The organism is Fibrobacter sp. (assembly GCA_017503015.1).
Taxonomy (GTDB): domain Bacteria; phylum Fibrobacterota; class Fibrobacteria; order Fibrobacterales; family Fibrobacteraceae; genus Fibrobacter.
The window spans coordinates 21,698-41,031 of sequence record JAFVTX010000002.1 but is presented as its reverse complement, the minus strand read 5'-3'; the positions used below and the strand labels follow the sequence as shown (position 1 = coordinate 41,031).

Sequence of the window (19,334 nt, the reverse complement as noted above, 5' to 3'; positions counted from 1 at the left end):
CCGGACCTATCCAATAGGTTCAAGGCGACATGCTCAATGTCTTTCATCATCAACTCCTTTGGCGAACAAGCAAAAAACGCCAAAACTACACACTTGTGCACTAAATATAGCTTCGGAAACCACGATTGTCAATAGGTCCGGGCGATTTTGTGGGAAAATTCTGAAAGGAGGGAAAAGCCTTCCCCTTCTGCGGGGCTCAGACGCCAGCCCGCAACGCACCGCTTTTGAGTTGTCAAGGAATGCTTGACAACTCAAATCCGATACATTTTCAATGATTTGTCATATCTCTTGCGACGATCGAGAGATTATTTTTTTTGCGAATTCCACTCTAAACAACGGCACCCAGGTTTCTTGCCCGTCTTCAGATGTCCAGCGAACAACTTGCGAAAGAATAGCCTTTTGTGGAACAAGGATATTCTTTGCCAGGCTTTTCACAAGGCCGCCAGTAAAATCCTTTGCGAACCATGCCCAATAAAGTGAACCTTGTTTTATACAGTAGTTTCCTGTTTTGGGATGAAGTTCTACGGAAAGGGATGTTCCTATCGATTCTTTTTCTAACACCTGTTGTAGCTTTTCAACAAAAACATCGCTAGAATCACCTTTTTTCAGATACTGTCCCAAAGCCATGTCACTGAGCCCCGTTTCAATATGCAATACCTTCGGAATATCTATGTTAGTGATTTTGCCTTGCTTGACAAAATGACTTAACCATTCTTGCGGCAGCATTTTTTCAGCGCCAATAATAGTTAGCGATTTCTTTGCTCGTGTCGCAGCAACGTAAAGCAGACGATAATTTTCTTGTGCTGTTTTGTCGTCGGCATCTTTCAATGCCCACGATCCTAGCGCAAGGATTACATTATCCCATTCAAGTCCTTTTGCGCTATGCATTGTCCCTATAGAAACCGCACCCATGTTTTTCGTAGCAAAGTCGCTATACGACACTTCGCTCAAATACTGGTTGAAATCACCTAATGTGATTTCGTCTTCGCCGCAAGCCGTTTCGGTCTCTATAAAATCATTTACTAATGCATCTAGCAATTCAAAAGAACTTTCTGTTTTATGGTTTGTTTTGTAATCGTCTGCAAGTCGTCTGAATTCTTTTGCACTCCACGGGAATTTACCTACGCGCGGGTCCTCCTGGAGTATTTTGCTGAATCCTAAAATTTCTCGTGTTTTTTCAACGGGACATTTGTCCTTGTCTCGCCCTTTAAGAAGGCGATATGGAACATTTTTTTCTTCTAATTTCGCAGCAGCCAAAAAGGCTTCCGCGTTATCCCTCGTCAAAATACAATAGGACTCTGTTGAATTTGATAAAAATTTTTTTGCCAGAATTTCTGCTGCAGCAAAAGCGGCTGTAGCCTTGTCACTTTCTTCATAGAATGCTAGCGACGCCTTGTCTTGTTTTAATGCAAACTGTTGCGAGCCTTCTTTTACGCGTTCTGTCATCAAGTCAAGCAATTTTGCATTTGCTCGTACAAGTTCAGCGACAGAGCGGTAATTTGTCGTTAAATAGAATTTTTCGGTATTCGGGAATTCATCGGCAAATTTTTGGAAATACTGAGAAGAACTTCCACGGAAAGCAAAAATACTTTGATCATCGTCTCCAACGACAATAACGCGGGGATCTTTTTCTCCTAAATCATAAAGAGCTCGCAATAGGCGGTATTCTCCTGCAGACAAATCCTGAAATTCATCAACAAGAATAACACCGGGGGCACCTACGCCAACGTCTTCTCCGGATTCAAGAAGTTCAGCGGCTTTGGAAACAACATCGTCAGCATTTTCAAGTGCCTTTTTATTTCCCTGTACGCCAAGTATAGAGAAAGCGAGTGAATGGAATGTGGTGATGGTTACTTTTGCAGCTAACAGGCCTGCCAAATCAAACAGGCGCTTTCTGAGCTCGCGGCATGCAGCGCGCGTGTATGTCAAGCACAGGATTGAATCAGGTTTTGCTTCTTCAATCCACAAAAGCGAAGCAACTTTGTGAACTAGCAGGTGCGTTTTTCCCGAACCGGGGCCGGCACCTACAAGGATATGTTTCTTGCGGCTTTTTATGACTTTACGCTGTTCGTCATTAACTTTTTCTATTTTCCGCTTCAGTTCATCGGATACGGAATCTTCCTGCTTTATTCCCTGCATATACTTCAAACGAAAATCACCGATATCCATTACGAAATAATCACCTAATAACTGCTGAGCCATTCGTTCATCGGTAAGCATCATCTTAGCATATTCACCAACAATGTGAATCGCTTCTGCTTTATGCTTGTAATGCGCATCAAGCATTTCAAAGTCTTTAGGAGTAAAACTGCGTTGTTTTGCTTCTGGATTCAACTCCAAAACAAGCCCTGTATAGAAAACGACAAGGCCATGGTCCAGTGTAATGGATCCAACTAAATGCAAGAAGAGAAGGGCATACTCCAGTTGCTTTTGCATCTCAATACGGCCAACAGCTTTCTCGCCGTACATTTTTCTCATTAAACTATTTAAGGAGAACCAGACAATATTTCCATTTTTATGAGCTTGTTCCTTTTGCATATCCGTCAATGCATCAATGGCCTTGTCAAATATCTGCCATTGCTTCTTGAGGTTTTCCTTGACACTTTCAGGAGGAACAAGAAATTCTATCTGATAAACCTGATGTCCTGCTTCTACTAAATGGATTTCAGCGACACTTTCGTGGGCCCAATAACGCAGAATGCCACGGAAAATGAAAAGATTCCGTCTAGATGTAGAAGCACCGATAGAGTCATCTCTTTGGTTTAACTGGGAATTGAGTTTGGTCATGTCTATGACAAAGCGGTCATTAACGCCCTTGCCTTCGCATGCTTTCAGCAGTTCTTCCTGCAATTCAGATGCAGCTTTTAAGAGTGAACGTGGAGTATCGTTACCCTTTCTCTGTAATCTGGCGCTCCAATCATCTTCCTCGTTCAAAAGATTGAGCGTTCTCAATAGCCGCAGTCCATCATTTGCCTGTTCGCGCGTCAGGCCTAAATTTACAGTAAGTTCGTCAAGAGCGCATTCCGGAGAACGGGTCCATCGTTTGCTGATGATGTGATGAATTATGCGATATGCGATATTTTCGGTTGAGTTAGTGATTTCAATCTTGTCTGAACCGATTCTTTCACGGGCCTCTTCTGCAGAATCAACCGAAATGGATGAACCATACATTTGAGTTCTATTCCGCTTACGCTTCAAGAATCCCTGTTCTTCCAAAACAAGAATGGCTAGCTTAACCTTTGTCGTATTGACACTGGCGTCATTTTCTTTTTCTGTCCATCCGCATAAATCAGCTATTTCAAGAGCCGACATGATTATGCGATTCTGGTTGCCAGCTGTTTTTTTCAAAACTTTCCAGACGGATGAGATCTCTTGTGCAGATAGCTTAGATTGTTGAAGAATTTGAAAGTTCGTGTCAAGATCTTTAGGATTGAAAAGTGCTACACAGCTGGCCTGCAATTTTGGGTCACGACCCGCACGGCCTGCTTCTTGTACATAATTTTCCAGTGTACTAGAAATTTCGTAGTGAGCGACCAGTTCCACGTTGTCCTTGTCAACGCCCATTCCGAAAGCCGTTGTCGCCACCATGGTATCCACTTCGCCATTCTGAAATTGGTCCTGAATGGTCATTTTCTTTTCGGATTCCATTTTGCCGTTATAGCAGGCGCTGGCGAAGCCTCGATTGTACAATTCTTCGGCTAAGGATTCTGTCGTCTTCACCTTGGATGCATATATGATTTTGGGACCTTTATATTCGCGAAGAATATTTACTAACTGCTTACGCCGTTCGTTGGGTGACTCCGAAGATTCAATAACCTTATACGTCAGGTTTGTACGTTTTGCGGGGCTAACGAATTTTACCAATTCAAGATTTAGGCGTTCCTTGAAATAACCGCAAATGTCATCTACAACGGATTGCTTTGCGGTTGCCGTAAAGCAACTCACCGAAATCGGAGATTCTAGATTCTTTTCTCTTTGCAAGTCTTTCAAAAAGTCTGCCAAATAAAGATAATCGACTCTAAAATCGTGGCCCCAGCCGCTAAAACAGTGAGCCTCATCTACAACGATACGTTCTACTCGACGATGCTTCAGTAAATTGAATGTCGTATTCGAACGCAGTGATTCTGGAGAAATATATAGAATGTTCTTTTCGCCGTTGTTGACTTTTTCGATAACGTCTTTTCGTTCTGCGGGAGAAAGCATGGAGTTTATATAGGCGGCGTCTCCTATTTGCCTACGCTTTTCCAGAACGTCAACTTGGTCCTTCATCAAAGCGACAATTGGTGAAATCACGACGGTCAATGCGCCTACTTGGGTGCCCGCAATCAAGGCTGGCAATTGAAAAGTCATTGATTTTCCACCACCCGTTGGAAAGACTGCCAATAGGGATTCCCCTCGCATGGCCGATTCAACAACCTGTTGCTGAAGAGGAATCTTTTCCCCATTAAAGGAACGGAAACTATCGAAGCCAAACCATTTTTTCAACTGCTTCGTTGAGCTCAATTGTTCGGAACAGTATGGACATTGGGAGTCTCCGCAAGGAACAAGACGCCTACGATGCAGAATGTTTTCAAGATGGGGGTATTGGTAGCGTACCCAGTAAGGTACATAATCGCTAGGGCCTTCTTCATGGAATAATGTCAGCAGAAAGCACCATTCTGCACGGTATGCCTTCCATTCATTTTGAAAATCTTGACGCAAGCAAATTGTTTTTTCGTAATTAGAAGTGAACCAGCGCTGTATTTCCGCTATTTTATGGCGTAGCTTTAGCGTGCTAGGGACATCGACCAGTTCAAAAAATGGGGCAAAGCCAGGCTCGTTTTTTAAAAATTGAAAGAGAAGATATTGAAGTTGCCATGGATAACTTTTCCATTTTTCGATGCAGTCTTCTAGCAATTTTTTGCAGAGTCTGGCATCTTCCAGCGGATCCGACGGGTCGTCTTCATTGTGCAGGTATTCCTTGCGCAATTTGTGATACGGCTTGCGCGGGAATAGCAGTGACGACAGCATCAATGTGTCAAGCGCCTTGACGTTCGGAAAATCGATAGAGAAATATTGCCGGAGTATCGGGGCGTCATGACGCAGTACATTGTGCCCAACAATAAACTTAGCTTTTAAAGCTGCCGATTCTAATTTGGCGGGATTCCTATCGCGAACATATTCTTCACCCAATATAAAGCCATATTCCCGGACTTTCTGTGTTTCGGGATTATATTCCAAATCAAAAAATAAGAACTTACTAAAATCGGGCATCCACCTGAAATATAAATGAATTTAGGTGTTAAAAACATAAAAAATGTGCAAATTTGCCGAAAAAGATGTTTTTTGGGGGGGGATTTTGATATTTTGTCCCGTTTTGATTTTAAGCAAAAAAATCCTCCCCCCCCCACTTCCATCAAGAAATCTTCCCGTTTGAGTCCATATTCTGCGTAGGGTTTCTCGTCGGGGTTGCCCACGGGATTGCACAGCAGCAGGTGCTTTTTGCCTAGTTTATCGGTGTATTCTCGCTTGATGGCGGTATTCGACATGCAAGTCGCTGATAAAGTAGTAGGTCATGCGATAAATCTATACTCACTGTTTTTGCGTGTCAAGGGGCTAAACCGCGATTCTTTTTTCAGTGATACGAGACTTTTGCGTTAGGGATAGTTACCCCTTGGGGCCGAGACTACAGGCTCGGTGAGCGAAGCGAGTATAGCCCGACCCGGCATGGCCCCTATCGCCTGCGGCTCCAGGGTGACAGATGGGGACAAGCCGGGGAACGCCCATTTTTCCGACATTATGCCCCGGCGTTCCCTGCCAGCCCAATTTCTGCGGCGTGTTCGCGCATGCCCTCGATGCAGATGGCGGCGACGTCTTTCACGTCCATGCCGAGCAGGGCGCAGCCTTTCAGGATGTAGTCGCGGTTGCACTTGGCGGCAAATTTCTTGTCCTTGAACTTCTTAATGAAGCTTTTCACTTCCAGATCCAGGATGCCGTTGGGGCGCATTCTCGCGCAGGCCTGGATGATTCCGGTGAGTTCGTCGACGGTAAACAGGCTCTTTTCCATGTTGGTCTTGGGCTCCACCTGGTTCACGATTTCAAAACCGTGTGCCAAAATGGCACGCACGTCTTCTTCGGAGACGCCTTGTGCGAGCAGTTCCTTTTCGGTGTGCTGCAGGTGTTCTTCGGGAAATTCCTGGTAGTCGTAATCGTGCAGGTAGCCCACGGCTTGCCAGTGTTCAACGTCTTCGCCAAAGTGTTTGGCCATGGCGCCCATGGCGTAGCATACGTTGAGGGAATGGATGACCAGCGATTCTTCGGTCACGTGGCCCTTGCTGATTTCTTTTGCGCGTTCGACGGTCAGGCTCATTTTAAATCTCCAATTTTTGTCGGTAATATAAATAATTTGGGGTGCCTATTGCACCCTGTTTGTTATAGAAAAAATTGATAATTCAGCATAAATATTAAGTATTAGACGCACCCAAAAGCCCGTTCTATATTTGGCAACGTTTATGAAAAGAAAGAGTGTTGTCATACCGGGCTTCGGCCTTACTACGGGGGTGACCCTGGCGATTTTGAGCGTGGTGGTGCTGATTCCGCTTGCTTCGCTGGTCGTGTTTTCGGCCCAGATGAGCGCGAGTGAGATTATCGATGTCATCACGCGGCCGCGGGTGCTTTCGAGTTTCAAGGTGAGTTTCTTGACGGCTTTTATCGCATCGCTTATCAACGCAGTGATGGGCGTGGTTCTCGCCTGGGTGCTGGTGCGTTACACGTTCCCGCTCAAGCGTATCGTGGACGGAACCATAGAACTCCCGTTTGCGCTCCCTACGGCGGTAGCGGGCATCGCCTTGACAGCCCTTACAGCAGACACGGGCCTTGTGGGCGGCTTTTTTGCGAATTTCGGCATTAAGATTGCATTCACGCGTATCGGCATTACAGTGGCGCTCGTGTTTATCGGCATCCCCTTCGTGGTGCGCGCGGTGCAGCCGGTGCTCGAAAAACTGGACCCCGCCTACGAAGAGGCTGCGGGGGTGCTGGGCGCAAGCCGCACGAGGATTTTCTGGAAGGTCATATTGCCGGAACTGATTCCCGCCATCTTTACGGGTTTCGGGCTCGCTTTCGGGCGCTGCCTCGGCGAATACGGTAGCGTCGTATTTATCGCGGGCAACATGCCCTTCGAAACCGAAATCGCGCCGCTCATCATCATGTCGGAACTCCAGGAATACGACTATTCCAGCGCGACGACGATTGCCCTCGTGATGCTGGTGGCGTCGTTCATCACGCTGTTCCTGGTGAACGTGGTGCAGAACAGGAACGCCAAGATTCTCAAGGGAGGTAGCTAATGAGTGCAGTGACGCAGAACGCTCTCCATCGCGATACGAAAGGCTCGAAACTTGTCAGGTATTCGCTGATTGGCATAAGCCTACTTTTCGTCTTCTTGATGCTTATCCTCCCGCTGATTACGGTGATTACCGAAGCGTTCAAGCAGGGTTTTGCGGTGTACAGCCAGGCGGTTGCCGACGATTACACCATCAAGGCGATCCTCCTTACGCTGGAGGCTTCGTTTTTTGCTGTCGCCATCAATACGGTATTCGGGCTGTGTGCCGCCTGGAGCCTTACGAAGTTCAAGTTCAAGGGGAAAAAGATTCTCGCGACGCTCATTGACTTGCCGGTGACGGTTTCGCCGATTATTGCGGGTCTCATTTTCTTGCTCACGTTTGGCCGTCAGAGCCCGATTTTCCCGCTGTTGCAGGATGCCGATATCAAGATTGTCTTTGCGGTGCCGGGAATTGTGCTTGCGACAATTTTCGTGACTTTCCCGTTTATTTCCCGTGAATTGATTCCGGTACTGGAATCGCAGGGAACCGACGAGGAAGAGGCGGCGGCGCTCATGGGTGCGAAGGGTTTTACGATTTTTAGGCGCATCACTTTTCCGCATATCAAGTGGGCTTTCCTTTACGGCGTGGTGCTCTGCGCGGCGCGCGCCATGGGCGAATTCGGAGCGGTGTCGGTGATTTCGGGCCACCTGCGCGGAAAGACGAACACGCTCCCGCTCCATGTGGAAATCCTTTTTAACGAGTTCCAGTACGTGCCCGCATTTGCGGTGGCGTCGATACTGGTGATGCTTGCCATTCTCATTCTGGTTGCTCGAAGCGTCATTGAACATAAGGGAAGAAAGAAATAGCCTTGAAAATTGGATCCCCGTGATTCTATCGGGGCTTTGCCCCTCCAGAATGACAGCGGGGATGACGATTATGAAATAGGAGATTTTATGTACGTCGAACTCAAACATATCAACAAGCATTTCGGAAATTTCAAGGCCTCGGACGATGTAACTGTCGGCATCGAGAAAGGCAAGCTGATTGGCCTTCTGGGCCCGAGCGGTTCGGGCAAGACGACGATTCTCCGCATGATTGCGGGGCTCGAGAACCCGGACAGCGGCGAAATCATCATCAACGGGAAGGTCATCAATAATGTGCCCGCAAGCAAGCGCGGTATCGGTTTCGTGTTCCAGAGTTACGCATTGTTCCGCTACATGACCGTCTTCGACAATATCGCTTTTGGTCTCAAGATTGCGAAGAAGCCGGCCAACGAAATCAAGGAACGCGTCCACGAACTCTTGGAACTGGTGGGCCTTTCCGGACTCGAAAAACGTTACCCCAGCGAACTTTCGGGCGGGCAGCGCCAGCGTGTAGCCTTTGCCCGTGCCCTCGCTCCCAACCCGCAATTGCTCTTGCTCGACGAACCTTTTGCCGCAATCGACGCGAAGGTGCGCCAGGAACTGCGCAGCTGGCTCAAGGGCATGATCCAGAAACTCGGTGTCACGAGCATTTTCGTGACACACGACCAGGACGAAGCCATTGAAGTCGCCGACGAAATCATCATCACTAACCGGGGCCGCATCGAGCAGGTGGGCTCGCCCTACGAGGTTTACAGCAACCCGAAAACCGCCTTTACGGCATCGTTCTTCGGCCAGCCCAGCATTTTTAAGGACTATAGTAATTTCCGCCGTTTCGACATCCTTGAAAATGCGGAGAATGCGATTGTGCGCCCAGAATTCGTGAAGGTCACCAAGAAAAACGAAGTGCAGAAATACAAGAGTTCCGCTGAAGAAGGCGTTGTGGAAGAAGTGGATTTCCGCGGCTACGGTATCGAACTGCGCGTCCGCGTGAACGGGGTCTTGCTTACGGCCCGCCGGTCTTTCGACCAGCCGAGAATCGATGTAGGCGAAGCCGTGAACGTGTTTATCTACCGCATGTTCGTGACCCAGGGCGACACCGCGACCCTGCTCGAAAACAAGTCGCTGCGTGAGCCGGTGGTGGTGATTTAACGAACGGATGCGGTTTCGCTATAGAAAAAACTGATAATTCCGCATAAAAATTAAGTATTGGACGGGGGTGAAATCCCGTTCTATATTTGGCTGCGGACGGAAATTGTACGGAGACATTCTGAATGGATTTCAATACTGCTTTATTGCACCAGAATTTCGGTAGCGACCGATGTAGCGGTTCTACGCTTGCGCCCATTTACCAGGTGAGCGCCTTTTCGCAGGATTCCGCCGAAAAACTCGAAGCCGTATTCAACAACAAAGCTCCGGGATTTGCATATACGCGCATCGCGAACCCCACGAACGATTCCTTTGAACGCCGAATTGCATCACTCGAGAAGGGTATCGGCGCGGTGGCCTGCTCTTCGGGCATGGCGGCAGTGACTATCTCGCTTTTGAACATTTTGCACGCGGGCGACGAAGTGATTGCGAGTGCTGGGCTCTTTGGCGGCACTATCGACCTGTTCCACGACCTGGAGGCGTTCGGAATTACGACCCGGTTCGTTACCGAAGTGACCGCCGAAAGTGTCCGCGAACAGCTGAACGAAAAGACAAAGGCGGTATTTACCGAACTTATCGGGAACCCGAAACTGAATGTCGTTGACCTGAAGGCCGTCGCGGATGCTGCCCACGAGGGCGGCGTCCCGTTCATTGTCGATAGCACGACGGCGACTCCGTATCTTGTGCATCCCTTCGATTTCGGCGCGGATATCGTGGTGCATTCGTCTTCGAAGTACATTAACGGGAGCGGTTCTGCGATTAGCGGCCTCATTGTCGATAGCGGGAACTTCCCTTGGAATTACACCCGCTACAAGGGCCTCGAAGAATACAGGCGTTTCGGCAAGTTTGCCTACATCGCGAAACTGCGCAACGGAATCTGGCGTAACGTGGGCTGCTGCGTTGCCCCGGCGACCTCTTTCCTGAATTCGCTCGGGCTTGAAACACTCGGACTCCGTATGGATCGCCTTTGCAGCAACGCGCTGCAACTCTCGGAATTTTTGCAGGGTTTTGATGGCGTTTCTGTCAACTATCCGGCCCTCAAAAGCAGCCCCTATTACGACCTGGTGCAGAAGCAACTTGGTGGCAGGGGAGGCGCAATCCTCACGATTGATGCGGGCACGAAGGAACGAGCGTTCAAGCTGATTAACGGGCTCAAGTACGCCACCATCGCGACCAATATCGGCGATATCCGCACGCTGGTGATTCACCCAGAAAGTACCATCTTTACGCACAGTTCCAAGGAACAGAAGGAACATGCGGGCGTTTTCGAAGGGACTATCCGCGTGAGCATCGGGATTGAGGACATCGGGGATTTGAAAGAAGATTTTGAACAGGCGATTAAAAATATTTAAACGGAGATGCCCGCCTTCGCGGGCATGACAATAACGGAGACACAAAAATGGCAACGGATTATGCAACTCTTAAGAAGGGCGGTTGGATGCGCCAGAAGCAGAAGAACAACTTCTCGCTGCGCGTGCGCGTGGTGGGCGGCAATTTGACTGCAACACAACTCGCTAAAATCGCAGAAGTCGCCGAAAAATACGGTGAAGGTTACGCTCATTTGACCTCCAGGCAGAGCGTCGAAATCCCGTTCATCAAGCTCGAAAACGTAGAAGACGTGAAGGCAGCCCTGGCCGAAGGCGGCGTGGAACCGGGCGTTTGCGGACCGCGTGTGCGCACCATCACGGCATGCCAGGGCGAAGCGGTTTGCCCGAGTGGCTGTATTGATACCTACGCGCTCGCCAAGGAACTCGACGACCGTTACTTTGCTCGCGAACTCCCGCACAAGTTCAAGTTCGGCGTGACCGGTTGCCAGAACAACTGCCTCAAGGCCGAAGAAAACGACGTAGGCATCAAGGGTGCCATCAAGGTCAAGTGGATCGAGGACAAGTGCATCGGCTGCGGGCTTTGCGCAAAGACTTGCCGCAAGGGCGCCATCAAGGTCGAAAACAAGAAGGTTATCTTCGACGAATCGCAGTGCAACTTCTGCGGACGCTGCTACAAGTCTTGCCCGACGGACGCCTGGGAAGATACACACGGCTACATCGTCTCCTTCGGCGGGCTTTTCGGCAACAACATCAACAAGGGCGAAACGATTATCCCCTTCATCGAAGACAAGCAAAAGCTGCTGGACATCTGCGATGCGGCCATCACGTTCTTTGCCGAGAACGCGAAGCCCGGTGAACGCTTCAAGTACACCATTGATCGCATCGGCCGCGACGTGTTTGCGAAGAAAATTACGGAGGTTTACAATGGCTGATACGCAGTACAAAATCGACGATACCATCGACATTACCGATGTCGTGTGCCCGACTACTTTCGTGAAGGCGAAGGTCGCCCTCGAGGAACTGGAAGAAGGTCAAATCCTTTCTATCCGCCTGAACGACGGCGAACCGGTGCAGAACGTGCCGCGCAGTATCAAGGAAGAGGGACACGAAATCTTGAAACTCGACGACAACCAGGACGGCACCTTCACGCTCATCGTGAAGAAGGTCGGAGACTAACCAAGGAGATCCCCGCCTTCGCGGGGATGACAAAGGAAAAGTTTATTAAGGAGTATAAAATGATTATCACTGTTGCAGGAAACAAGAAAGAATACAAGGACGGTCTCACCGTCGCAGAACTGATTGATGCCGAGAAGATTGACAACCCGCTTTACGTGACCGTTTCGGTGAACGAGGAATTTGTGGAAGTCGGAACGTTTGACAAGGCCGTGCTCAAGGACGGCGACAGCGTCGAGTTCCTCTACTTCATGGGAGGCGGCTGCTAATGGCATTTACTAACGAACAGCTGGAGCGCTATTCCCGCCACATCATCTTGAAAGAGGTGGGCGCGAAGGGCCAAAAGAAGCTCCTGAACGCGAAGGTGCTGGTAATCGGTGCTGGTGGCCTCGGAGCCCCTGTAGCCATGTACCTTGCTGCAGCGGGCGTGGGCACCATCGGTATTGCTGATGCCGACGTGGTTGACCTTTCCAATCTGCAGCGCCAGATCATTCACGCTACAGCCGATGTGGGCAAGCCCAAGGTGCAGTCCGCGAAAGAGACGATGGAAGCGATGAACCCCGATGTGAAGGTCATTACCTACCACACCTTCGTCACCAGCGACAACATCCTCGACCTCATCAAGGATTACGATTTCATCATCGACGGCACGGACAATTTCCCGGCGAAGTTCCTCATTAACGACGCTTGCGTGATGGCGAAGAAACCTTTCTCCCATGCGGGAATCATCCGCTCCCAGGGACAGCTCATGACGTATGTTCCGGGCCAGGGCCCCTGCTACCGCTGTGTGTTCAAGGAACCCCCTCCGAAAGATGCTGTGCCGACCTGCAAGCAGGCGGGCGTGATTGGCGCCATGGGCGGCGTTATCGGTAGCCTGCAAGCGATGGAAGCGGTCAAGTACATTCTCGGTGTGGGCAACCTGCTTACGGGCTACCTGCTCACCTACAATGCGCTCACCATGGAATTCCGCAAGGTGAAACTCCCGACGCATACCGAAGACTGCGCTGTTTGCGGTACGCACCCGACCATCACCCAGCTCATCGACTACGAGCAGGCGGTTTGCGATTTGAAGCATTAAGAGGTATGAGCGCGGATCTGCGATCCTTTGAGGTTTGGGGACGCTCGCTACACTCGCTTTGAGGAGAGAAATATGATTTCCATTTCAAAAGATAACTACGAAAAAATTCTTGCGCATGCGGAAAAGAACCTCCCCGAAGAGGCCTGCGGGCTGATTGCGGGGCGCATCGAAGGTAGCGACAAGCATATCGAGGAGGTCTACCTGCTCACGAATATCGACCATTCCAACGAGCATTTTTCGCTGGACCCCAAGGAACAGCTTGCCGCCATCAAGGACATGCGTGCAAACGGCTTTTCGCCGCTGGGTAACTGGCATTCCCATCCGGAATCCCCTTCGCGCCCGTCGGAAGAAGACAAGCGTCTTGCCTACGATTCCAGGGCGAGCTACTTGATTCTTTCGCTCATGGACCGTGAACATCCGGTGCTGAACTCTTTCCACATTGAAGGTGATATTGCCACGAACGAAGGTCTCGTAATCGGCTAAAGAGCTCCGTACAATGGTGCCCCTGGGGTTTTACCGAAATCCTGCCCCGGGGGCACTTTTTTTCGTTTTTTTATGGAAATCAATCTGAACAAAATCTCGTCTTGTCAAATGGAGGAGGCCGCAAAAGCCGCCTATCCAGGTGAATGTTGCGGTATTTTGCTCGGAAAAACCGCCAAAAATAGTGGAAAAGGCGAAATTGAGGTTCTAGAAACCCGCGAAGCCCCCAACCTGGTTCAGGGAGAGCAGAAATCCACCCGCTTCGAGGCGAACCCGCTGTTTCTTTACCAGGTGGAACGAGAAATCGAAGGAAGCGGGCTTGAAATCGTCGGGTTCTACCACTCCCATCCCGATTGCGAGGCCATCCCATCCAGGGAAGATACCGAAAAAATGGTCCCAGGGCTCATTTATGCCATTCTCTCCGTCACAGCCGACGGAGTCGTCGATATAAGGACTTTTACCGCGGAGTCATAAAGCCCAGCCCCCCCCCGATGATATAGAAAAAATCAATAATCTAGCATAAGAATTAAGTATTGGACAGCAATAAAACCCAGTTCTATATTTCGCAGCAGAAATAGCCTCAGTGGTTATTTTGTACAAAGTTCCACTTTTTTTTGTACGGAGGAAAAAGTGAAAATTTACATCTCGGCTACACTTAGAAATTTTTTTGGAAACAGTGCACAGATAGAAATCCCGGCGAGCTCTGTCAGGAAAGCCCTCGCTATCCTTCTGGACATGTATCCAGACGCAGGCAAGGTCCTGTTTGATGACAACAATAAGCTCAGAAGCTTTATCCAGATCTATGTCAATGGCAAGAACCTGCTCGACGCCCTTTGGGACACGCCGCTTTCAGAAGAGACAGAAATCCTTCTGCTGCCAGCGATTGCAGGTGGCGCACCTGTTGTAGAATCTTCGACAGAAAGCATCATCTCCGATGCACGACGTAAAGAGGTCTCCTTTGACGACTCCGAAGTGGAGCGTTTTGGGAAACACCTGATGCTCAAGGAAATCGGAGTCAAGGGACAAAAGCGCATCAAGGCGGCACGTGTCGTCGTTGTTGGAGCGGGAGCGCTTGGTTCCGCCGTAATCCAGTACCTTGCGGCGGCAGGTGTAGGCACAATCAAGATTATCGACAATAGCGAAGTCTCATTGGACGGCCTGCAAAATCAGGTCCTGTATGGCACTCGTGACATTAAACGGCCCAAAGTCGCCTCCGCAAAAGACAGGATTCGGAATGTGAACAAGTCCATTGTGGTCGAGGCCGAAAAAGAAGAAATTTCAGCAGATAATGTCCTAAGGCTGATTGAGGGATATGACCTCGTCATAGACTGTACCGACAACTACAAATCCCGTTACCTGATTAACGATGCCTGCGTCTTGAACGGAACACCGCTAGTATTTGGAGCCGTTTACCAGTTCGAAGGGCGTGTCGGCGTATTCAACCTGAATGGCGGCCCCTGTTACCGCTGCCTTTTTAAGGAACCGCCCCCTGCAGGACTTGTACCTTCTTGCGCATCGGGTGGAACGATCAGCCCGCTGCCGGGAATTATCGGGAGCATCCAGGCAAATGAAGCGCTAAAGTTAATTATCGGAGTCGGCGAAGTCCTGAGCGGAAAGCTCCTGATTATTGACAGTCTTTATCTAAAATCGAAAATTATCCAAGTTCAGAGGCAGAGCGACTGTCCGATTTGCGGAAAGAACCCGACCATAACCGATATCGAAGAGTTTGATTATGAAGATTTTTGCGGGCTCAAGGAAAACAACGAAATCCCGGTGGAGGGCTTTACGCCCGAAGAACTCGCGAAGAAGATTGACAATGGCGACCCGCTGACCATTATCGATGTGCGCGAACCCCATGAACGCGCGATTTTACGCTTCCCCAACGCCATCGTGATTCCCATTGGGCAGCTGGCCCGCAGGCAAAAAGAACTGGACCCGAACAAGGATACCGTCTTTATTTGCAAGCAGGGCAAGCGCAGCATTCTCGCCATCAACACCTTGCGCGAAGCGGGCTACACGGGGCCGCTCTATAACCTTAAAGGCGGCGTTGATGCCATGAAGGACATCATGTTCTCGCACGAAGGCGCATGGCTGTAAAATTTTTTCTCGTAAAATCCTACAAAACAGATAGGAAACAAAACTTTATAGAACTGCAACACTTAACACAAACCCAAGAGGTAAACCACTATGGCAAATGAAGCTACAGAAAAGAAAACCGGCATCAATGCGCTTGGCGCAAAGGCTGCCTACAACCTGGCGAACGTCACCAAGACCAAGCCGCAATTCGGTGCACTTACTCCCAAGTGGCTCACCAAGTTCCTTGAATTCAAGGGTCTCGAAACGGGCCTGTTCCGTGTGAACAAGGTCGTGGAAGGCGAAACCCCGCTCGATGTTCTTTGCAGCCAGACCAAGAAAACCGACATTATTCCGGAAGGCTACGTCGAATACGAAACCGAACCGCGCGAATACAAACTCAATTCTATCTCTACGATTATCAACGTGAACACGGCCATCGAAGACGTTTACAGTTCTCCGTATGACCAGGTTCAGGAACAGCTCGGCCTCGCTATCGAATCGCTCCGCGAACGTCAGGAAAGCCTGCTCATCAACAACGACGATTACGGCCTGCTGAAGAACGTGGCTGATTCCCAGCGCATTCAGCCGCTCCGCGCCGACGGACGCCCCACACCGGACGATCTCGACGAACTCATTTCGAAGGTTTGGAAGGAACCGTCCTTCTTCCTTGCTCACCCGCGTGCCATTGCCGCATTCGAACGCGAATGCACCCGCCGTGGCGTGCCGCCTGTTGTTGTCGATATCGCCGGTGGCAAGTTCCTCACCTGGCGCGGAATTCCTCTGGTCCCGACCGATAAGCTCCTCGTGGACGGCGTGAAGAATCCGAAGTCCCAGGGCGGCAAGACCAATATCTTGCTCGTGCGTACTGGCGAAGCCAAGCGCGGCGTAATCGGCCTCTTCCAGGCCGGTCTCAAGAACGAACATTCTCGCGGTCTCTCCGTGCGTTTCCGCGGCATCGACAACAAGGGCGTTGCTTCTTACCTGCTTTCCCTGTACTGCTCTGCGGCTATCCTTGCCGACGATGCCATTGCAGTTCTCGAAGACGTAGAGGTTGGCGAATACTATGATTACGAATAATCCAGATACCAGATCGCTGGAAGAACTCGCCGGAGTTCCCAATGCGGCTGAACTGGAGCAGTTGGCAAATGAGTACTTTCCCGACTTGACGGACAGTGCTTATGCTGCAACTCCCGCGGCACCCGAAGTGCAGAATGCTTCTGTGGCTCAGGGAGTGAGCGCCGCCCAAGGAGCGGCTGCCATCAGCCAGACTCCCGAATTCGACTGGGAACATCCGTTTGCGACCTATGGCGACCAGCCGACTTCTTCGGCTCCGTTTGCCTACGGCGGCAATTCCACCGATACCTGGCTCAAATCCGTGGAAGCCCCTGCGATTCCCGAAGCGGAATTTGTGTCGCAGTTCGGCGATGTTCCGGCGGCGCCCGCGCCGGCTCAAGGATACTCCCCGAAGGTCGTGTCCAAGACGCAGGCTGCACAGAACGCGCGCCCAATCGACGCTCCGACTTCTCTCGGAGGCGATTCCGTGAAGACGGGTTCCGCAAACAGCGGCTCCAATTCCCGCAACGAATCCATCCGCATCGGTTCCAAGAACCTTGCGCAAATCCGTAGCGATTTCCCGATTCTTTCGAAGCAGGTCAACGGCCATCCGCTCGTCTGGCTCGATAACGGTGCTACGACGCAGCGCCCGCAGGTGGTGATTGACCGTCTCAAGTACTACTACGAAAACGAAAACTCCAACGTGCACCGTGGCGCCCATACGCTTGCGGCTGCATCGACGGATGCCTACGAAAACGCCCGTAACATCGTGCGCGACTTTATCGGGGCCCCGTCTTCGCAGGAAATCGTGTTCGTGCGCGGTACCACCGAGGCAATCAACCTGGTGGCTAACGCCTACGTGAAGCCGACGCTCCAGCCGGGTGACGAAATCATCGTCTCTATCCTGGAACACCATGCGAACATCGTGCCGTGGCAGCTCATCGCCGAAGAAACGGGCGCCATCATCAAGGTGATTCCCTGCGATTCTACCGGCCAGCTCAAGTTGCACGATTACGAGGCGCTATTCACGAAGCGCACCAAGTTCGTTTCCGTGACGCATGTCTCGAACGTGCTCGGCACCGTGACACCGATCGAGGAACTCATTGCCATCGCCCACAGGCACGGCGTGAGAATCCTCATTGATGGGGCACAGTCCATCGCGCACATTCCGGTGAATGTTTCCGCCCTCGACGCAGACTTCTTCGTGTTCTCTGGACACAAGGTGTTTGCCCCGACCGGTATCGGCGTCGTTTACGGCAAGAAGGAATTGCTGGAAGCGGCACGCCCGTACCACGGCGGTGGCAACATGATTGCCGACGTCACGTTCGAACGCACCATCTACAACGGGATTCCGAACAAGTTCGAAGCGGGAACCGGAAGCATCGCTGACGCCGTAGGCTTGGGTGCTGCCCTCCAGTACCTCTCCGAAATCGGGATGCCCTGCGTATTCCGCTGGGAACATGAACTGTTGCAGTATGGCCTCAAGGAACTGAAGACCGTCAAGGGCCTGCATCTTGTAGGTACGGCACTCAACAAGGCTTCTGCACTTGCCTTCAAGCTCGACGGTTATTCCGACGAAGAAGTGGGCAAGAGGCTCGATGCCTACGGTGTCGCCGTACGTACAGGTCACCACTGCGCACAGCCGGTGCTCAGGCATTTCGGTTACGAAAGTACCGTTCGCCCGACGCTTGCGCTGTACAACTCGCCGGACGACATCGACGCTCTTGTGAGGGCGCTGAAGACGTTCGCATAAAATGTGATGTGTGGAATGTGTAGTGTGGAGTGAAGATAATTTCATTTCACATCTCACATTTCACATTCCACACTATTCCTTAAATTTTTACCCTGAATTTTGTCATGCACAAACTTATCCAGGAATCAGAAGTCGAAAAAGCGGTACAAACGATTTTTGCCGATTACAATCGCGGCAAGCATATCGACAACATCGACATCTATAATCGACCCGACCAGGCCGAAATCCAGACGATTTTGCAGAACCTAATCCGCGTAGTTTATCCTGGGCATTTCAGGGACCGCACCCACAAGATTTACAACCCCAAGAACAGCTTTGCGGTCATTATCGAGGACACCTTTTACCACCTCCACAAGCAGGTGGCCATTGCTCTCGATTACTGCAAGCTCCGCGGCACCATGAGCTCCGACGAGCGCAAGATTGAAAGCTACCGTATCTGCAAGGAGTTTTTCGCCAAGATTCCATTGATTCGCGAATGCCTTGAAACCGACTTGCACGCCGCCTACGATGGCGACCCTGCTGCCGGCTGCCTCGACGAAATTATCCTCGCCTACCCTGGCCTTATGGCGACAACGATTTACCGCATCGCCCACGAGCTTTACCTTTTGCATGTACCCGTTCTCCCGCGTCTCATGACCGAATACGCCCATTCCAAAACGGGCATCGATATCCATCCGGGCGCATCCATCGGCAAGTACTTCTTTATCGATCACGGCACAGGCATCGTCATTGGCGAAACCGCCGTGATAGGCAAGAACGTGAAGATTTACCAGGGTGTCACTCTCGGTGCTCTTTCGACACGCGGGGGCCAGCGCCTCTCCGGCAAAAAGCGTCACCCCACCATTCAAGACAACGTAACCATTTACGCGAACGCCTCCATTCTCGGCGGTGATACCGTCGTGGGCGAAAATGCCATCATCGGCGGTAGCGCCTTCATCACGAGTTCTGTCGCGCCCAATACCCGCGTGAGCATGAAGAGCCTCGAAATGGACTACGTTTCTACCGATAAGCAACACAAGTCAGAGGAGCTCAAACAGAGCGATGTCTGGTACTATATCATTTAGTCATTTAGTTGCGTTATAGCAA

At 50.6% G+C, this 19,334-nt stretch carries 16 protein-coding genes; 14 read left to right on the top strand and 2 right to left on the bottom strand.

The window, feature by feature from the left end; genetic code table 11:
* Window positions 1–279: 279 nt before the first annotated feature.
* Together IKB43_00650 and IKB43_00645 are read right to left on the bottom strand one after the other, a co-directional pair.
* Window positions 280–5,253: a RecQ family ATP-dependent DNA helicase gene (locus tag IKB43_00650; GenBank protein ID MBR2468655.1), complete on the bottom strand. Its 4,974-nt coding sequence runs from the start codon at window positions 5,251–5,253 to the stop codon at window positions 280–282.
* A 523-nt stretch (window positions 5,254–5,776) separates the two neighbouring features.
* Window positions 5,777–6,349: an HD domain-containing protein gene (locus tag IKB43_00645; protein ID MBR2468654.1), complete on the bottom strand. Its 573-nt coding sequence runs from the start codon at window positions 6,347–6,349 to the stop codon at window positions 5,777–5,779.
* Window positions 6,350–6,491: 142 nt separating this feature from the next.
* On the opposite strand from IKB43_00645, the gene cysT reads away from it, so the two are divergent.
* The 14 genes from cysT to IKB43_00575 all read left to right on the top strand — a co-directional run bounded on the left by cysT (window position 6,492) and on the right by IKB43_00575 (window position 19,312).
* Window positions 6,492–7,322, top strand: coding sequence for a sulfate ABC transporter permease subunit CysT (cysT, locus tag IKB43_00640; protein MBR2468653.1), 831 nt, complete (start codon window positions 6,492–6,494; stop codon window positions 7,320–7,322).
* Window positions 7,322–8,164 (top strand): sulfate ABC transporter permease subunit CysW, encoded by an 843-nt coding sequence (cysW, locus tag IKB43_00635; protein MBR2468652.1) that lies wholly within the window; start codon window positions 7,322–7,324, stop codon window positions 8,162–8,164. Before cysT ends, cysW begins: the two co-directional genes overlap by 1 nt.
* A gap of 87 nt (window positions 8,165–8,251) precedes the next feature.
* Complete coding sequence (locus IKB43_00630; GenBank protein MBR2468651.1) at window positions 8,252–9,310, top strand: ABC transporter ATP-binding protein; 1,059 nt, start codon at window positions 8,252–8,254, stop codon at window positions 9,308–9,310.
* 122 nt (window positions 9,311–9,432) lie between these two features.
* Window positions 9,433–10,659: an O-acetylhomoserine aminocarboxypropyltransferase/cysteine synthase gene (locus tag IKB43_00625; GenBank protein ID MBR2468650.1), complete on the top strand. Its 1,227-nt coding sequence runs from the start codon at window positions 9,433–9,435 to the stop codon at window positions 10,657–10,659.
* A gap of 47 nt (window positions 10,660–10,706) precedes the next feature.
* Window positions 10,707–11,567 carry a 4Fe-4S binding protein gene (locus tag IKB43_00620; protein MBR2468649.1) on the top strand — a complete coding sequence of 287 codons (861 nt, stop codon included), beginning with the start codon at window positions 10,707–10,709 and terminating at the stop codon, window positions 11,565–11,567.
* The gene (locus IKB43_00615; protein MBR2468648.1) at window positions 11,560–11,811 is read left to right on the top strand and encodes a sulfurtransferase TusA family protein; all 252 of its coding nucleotides are present in this window, start codon (window positions 11,560–11,562) and stop codon (window positions 11,809–11,811) included. The genes IKB43_00620 and IKB43_00615 overlap by 8 nt, the downstream gene beginning before the upstream one ends.
* Window positions 11,812–11,870: 59 nt before the next feature.
* The gene (gene thiS / locus IKB43_00610) at window positions 11,871–12,077 is read left to right on the top strand and encodes a sulfur carrier protein ThiS (protein MBR2468647.1); all 207 of its coding nucleotides are present in this window, start codon (window positions 11,871–11,873) and stop codon (window positions 12,075–12,077) included.
* The gene (moeB, locus tag IKB43_00605; protein ID MBR2468646.1) at window positions 12,077–12,886 is read left to right on the top strand and encodes a molybdopterin-synthase adenylyltransferase MoeB; all 810 of its coding nucleotides are present in this window, start codon (window positions 12,077–12,079) and stop codon (window positions 12,884–12,886) included. The genes thiS and moeB (IKB43_00605) overlap by 1 nt, the downstream gene beginning before the upstream one ends.
* 72 nt (window positions 12,887–12,958) lie before the next feature.
* Window positions 12,959–13,369: a M67 family metallopeptidase gene (locus IKB43_00600; GenBank protein ID MBR2468645.1), complete on the top strand. Its 411-nt coding sequence runs from the start codon at window positions 12,959–12,961 to the stop codon at window positions 13,367–13,369.
* 72 nt (window positions 13,370–13,441) lie between these two features.
* Complete coding sequence (locus tag IKB43_00595) at window positions 13,442–13,840, top strand: M67 family metallopeptidase (GenBank protein MBR2468644.1); 399 nt, start codon at window positions 13,442–13,444, stop codon at window positions 13,838–13,840.
* Window positions 13,841–13,996: 156 nt separating this feature from the next.
* A complete protein-coding gene (gene moeB / locus IKB43_00590; protein MBR2468643.1) occupies window positions 13,997–15,463 on the top strand; it encodes a molybdopterin-synthase adenylyltransferase MoeB in 1,467 nt (488 codons plus the stop codon).
* Window positions 15,464–15,553: 90 nt separating this feature from the next.
* Window positions 15,554–16,519: a hypothetical protein gene (locus IKB43_00585; GenBank protein MBR2468642.1), complete on the top strand. Its 966-nt coding sequence runs from the start codon at window positions 15,554–15,556 to the stop codon at window positions 16,517–16,519.
* 463 nt (window positions 16,520–16,982) lie between these two features.
* Window positions 16,983–18,248 carry a cysteine desulfurase gene (locus IKB43_00580; protein ID MBR2468641.1) on the top strand — a complete coding sequence of 422 codons (1,266 nt, stop codon included), beginning with the start codon at window positions 16,983–16,985 and terminating at the stop codon, window positions 18,246–18,248.
* 104 nt (window positions 18,249–18,352) lie between these two features.
* Window positions 18,353–19,312 carry a serine acetyltransferase gene (locus tag IKB43_00575; protein MBR2468640.1) on the top strand — a complete coding sequence of 320 codons (960 nt, stop codon included), beginning with the start codon at window positions 18,353–18,355 and terminating at the stop codon, window positions 19,310–19,312.
* Window positions 19,313–19,334: the final 22 nt, after the last annotated feature.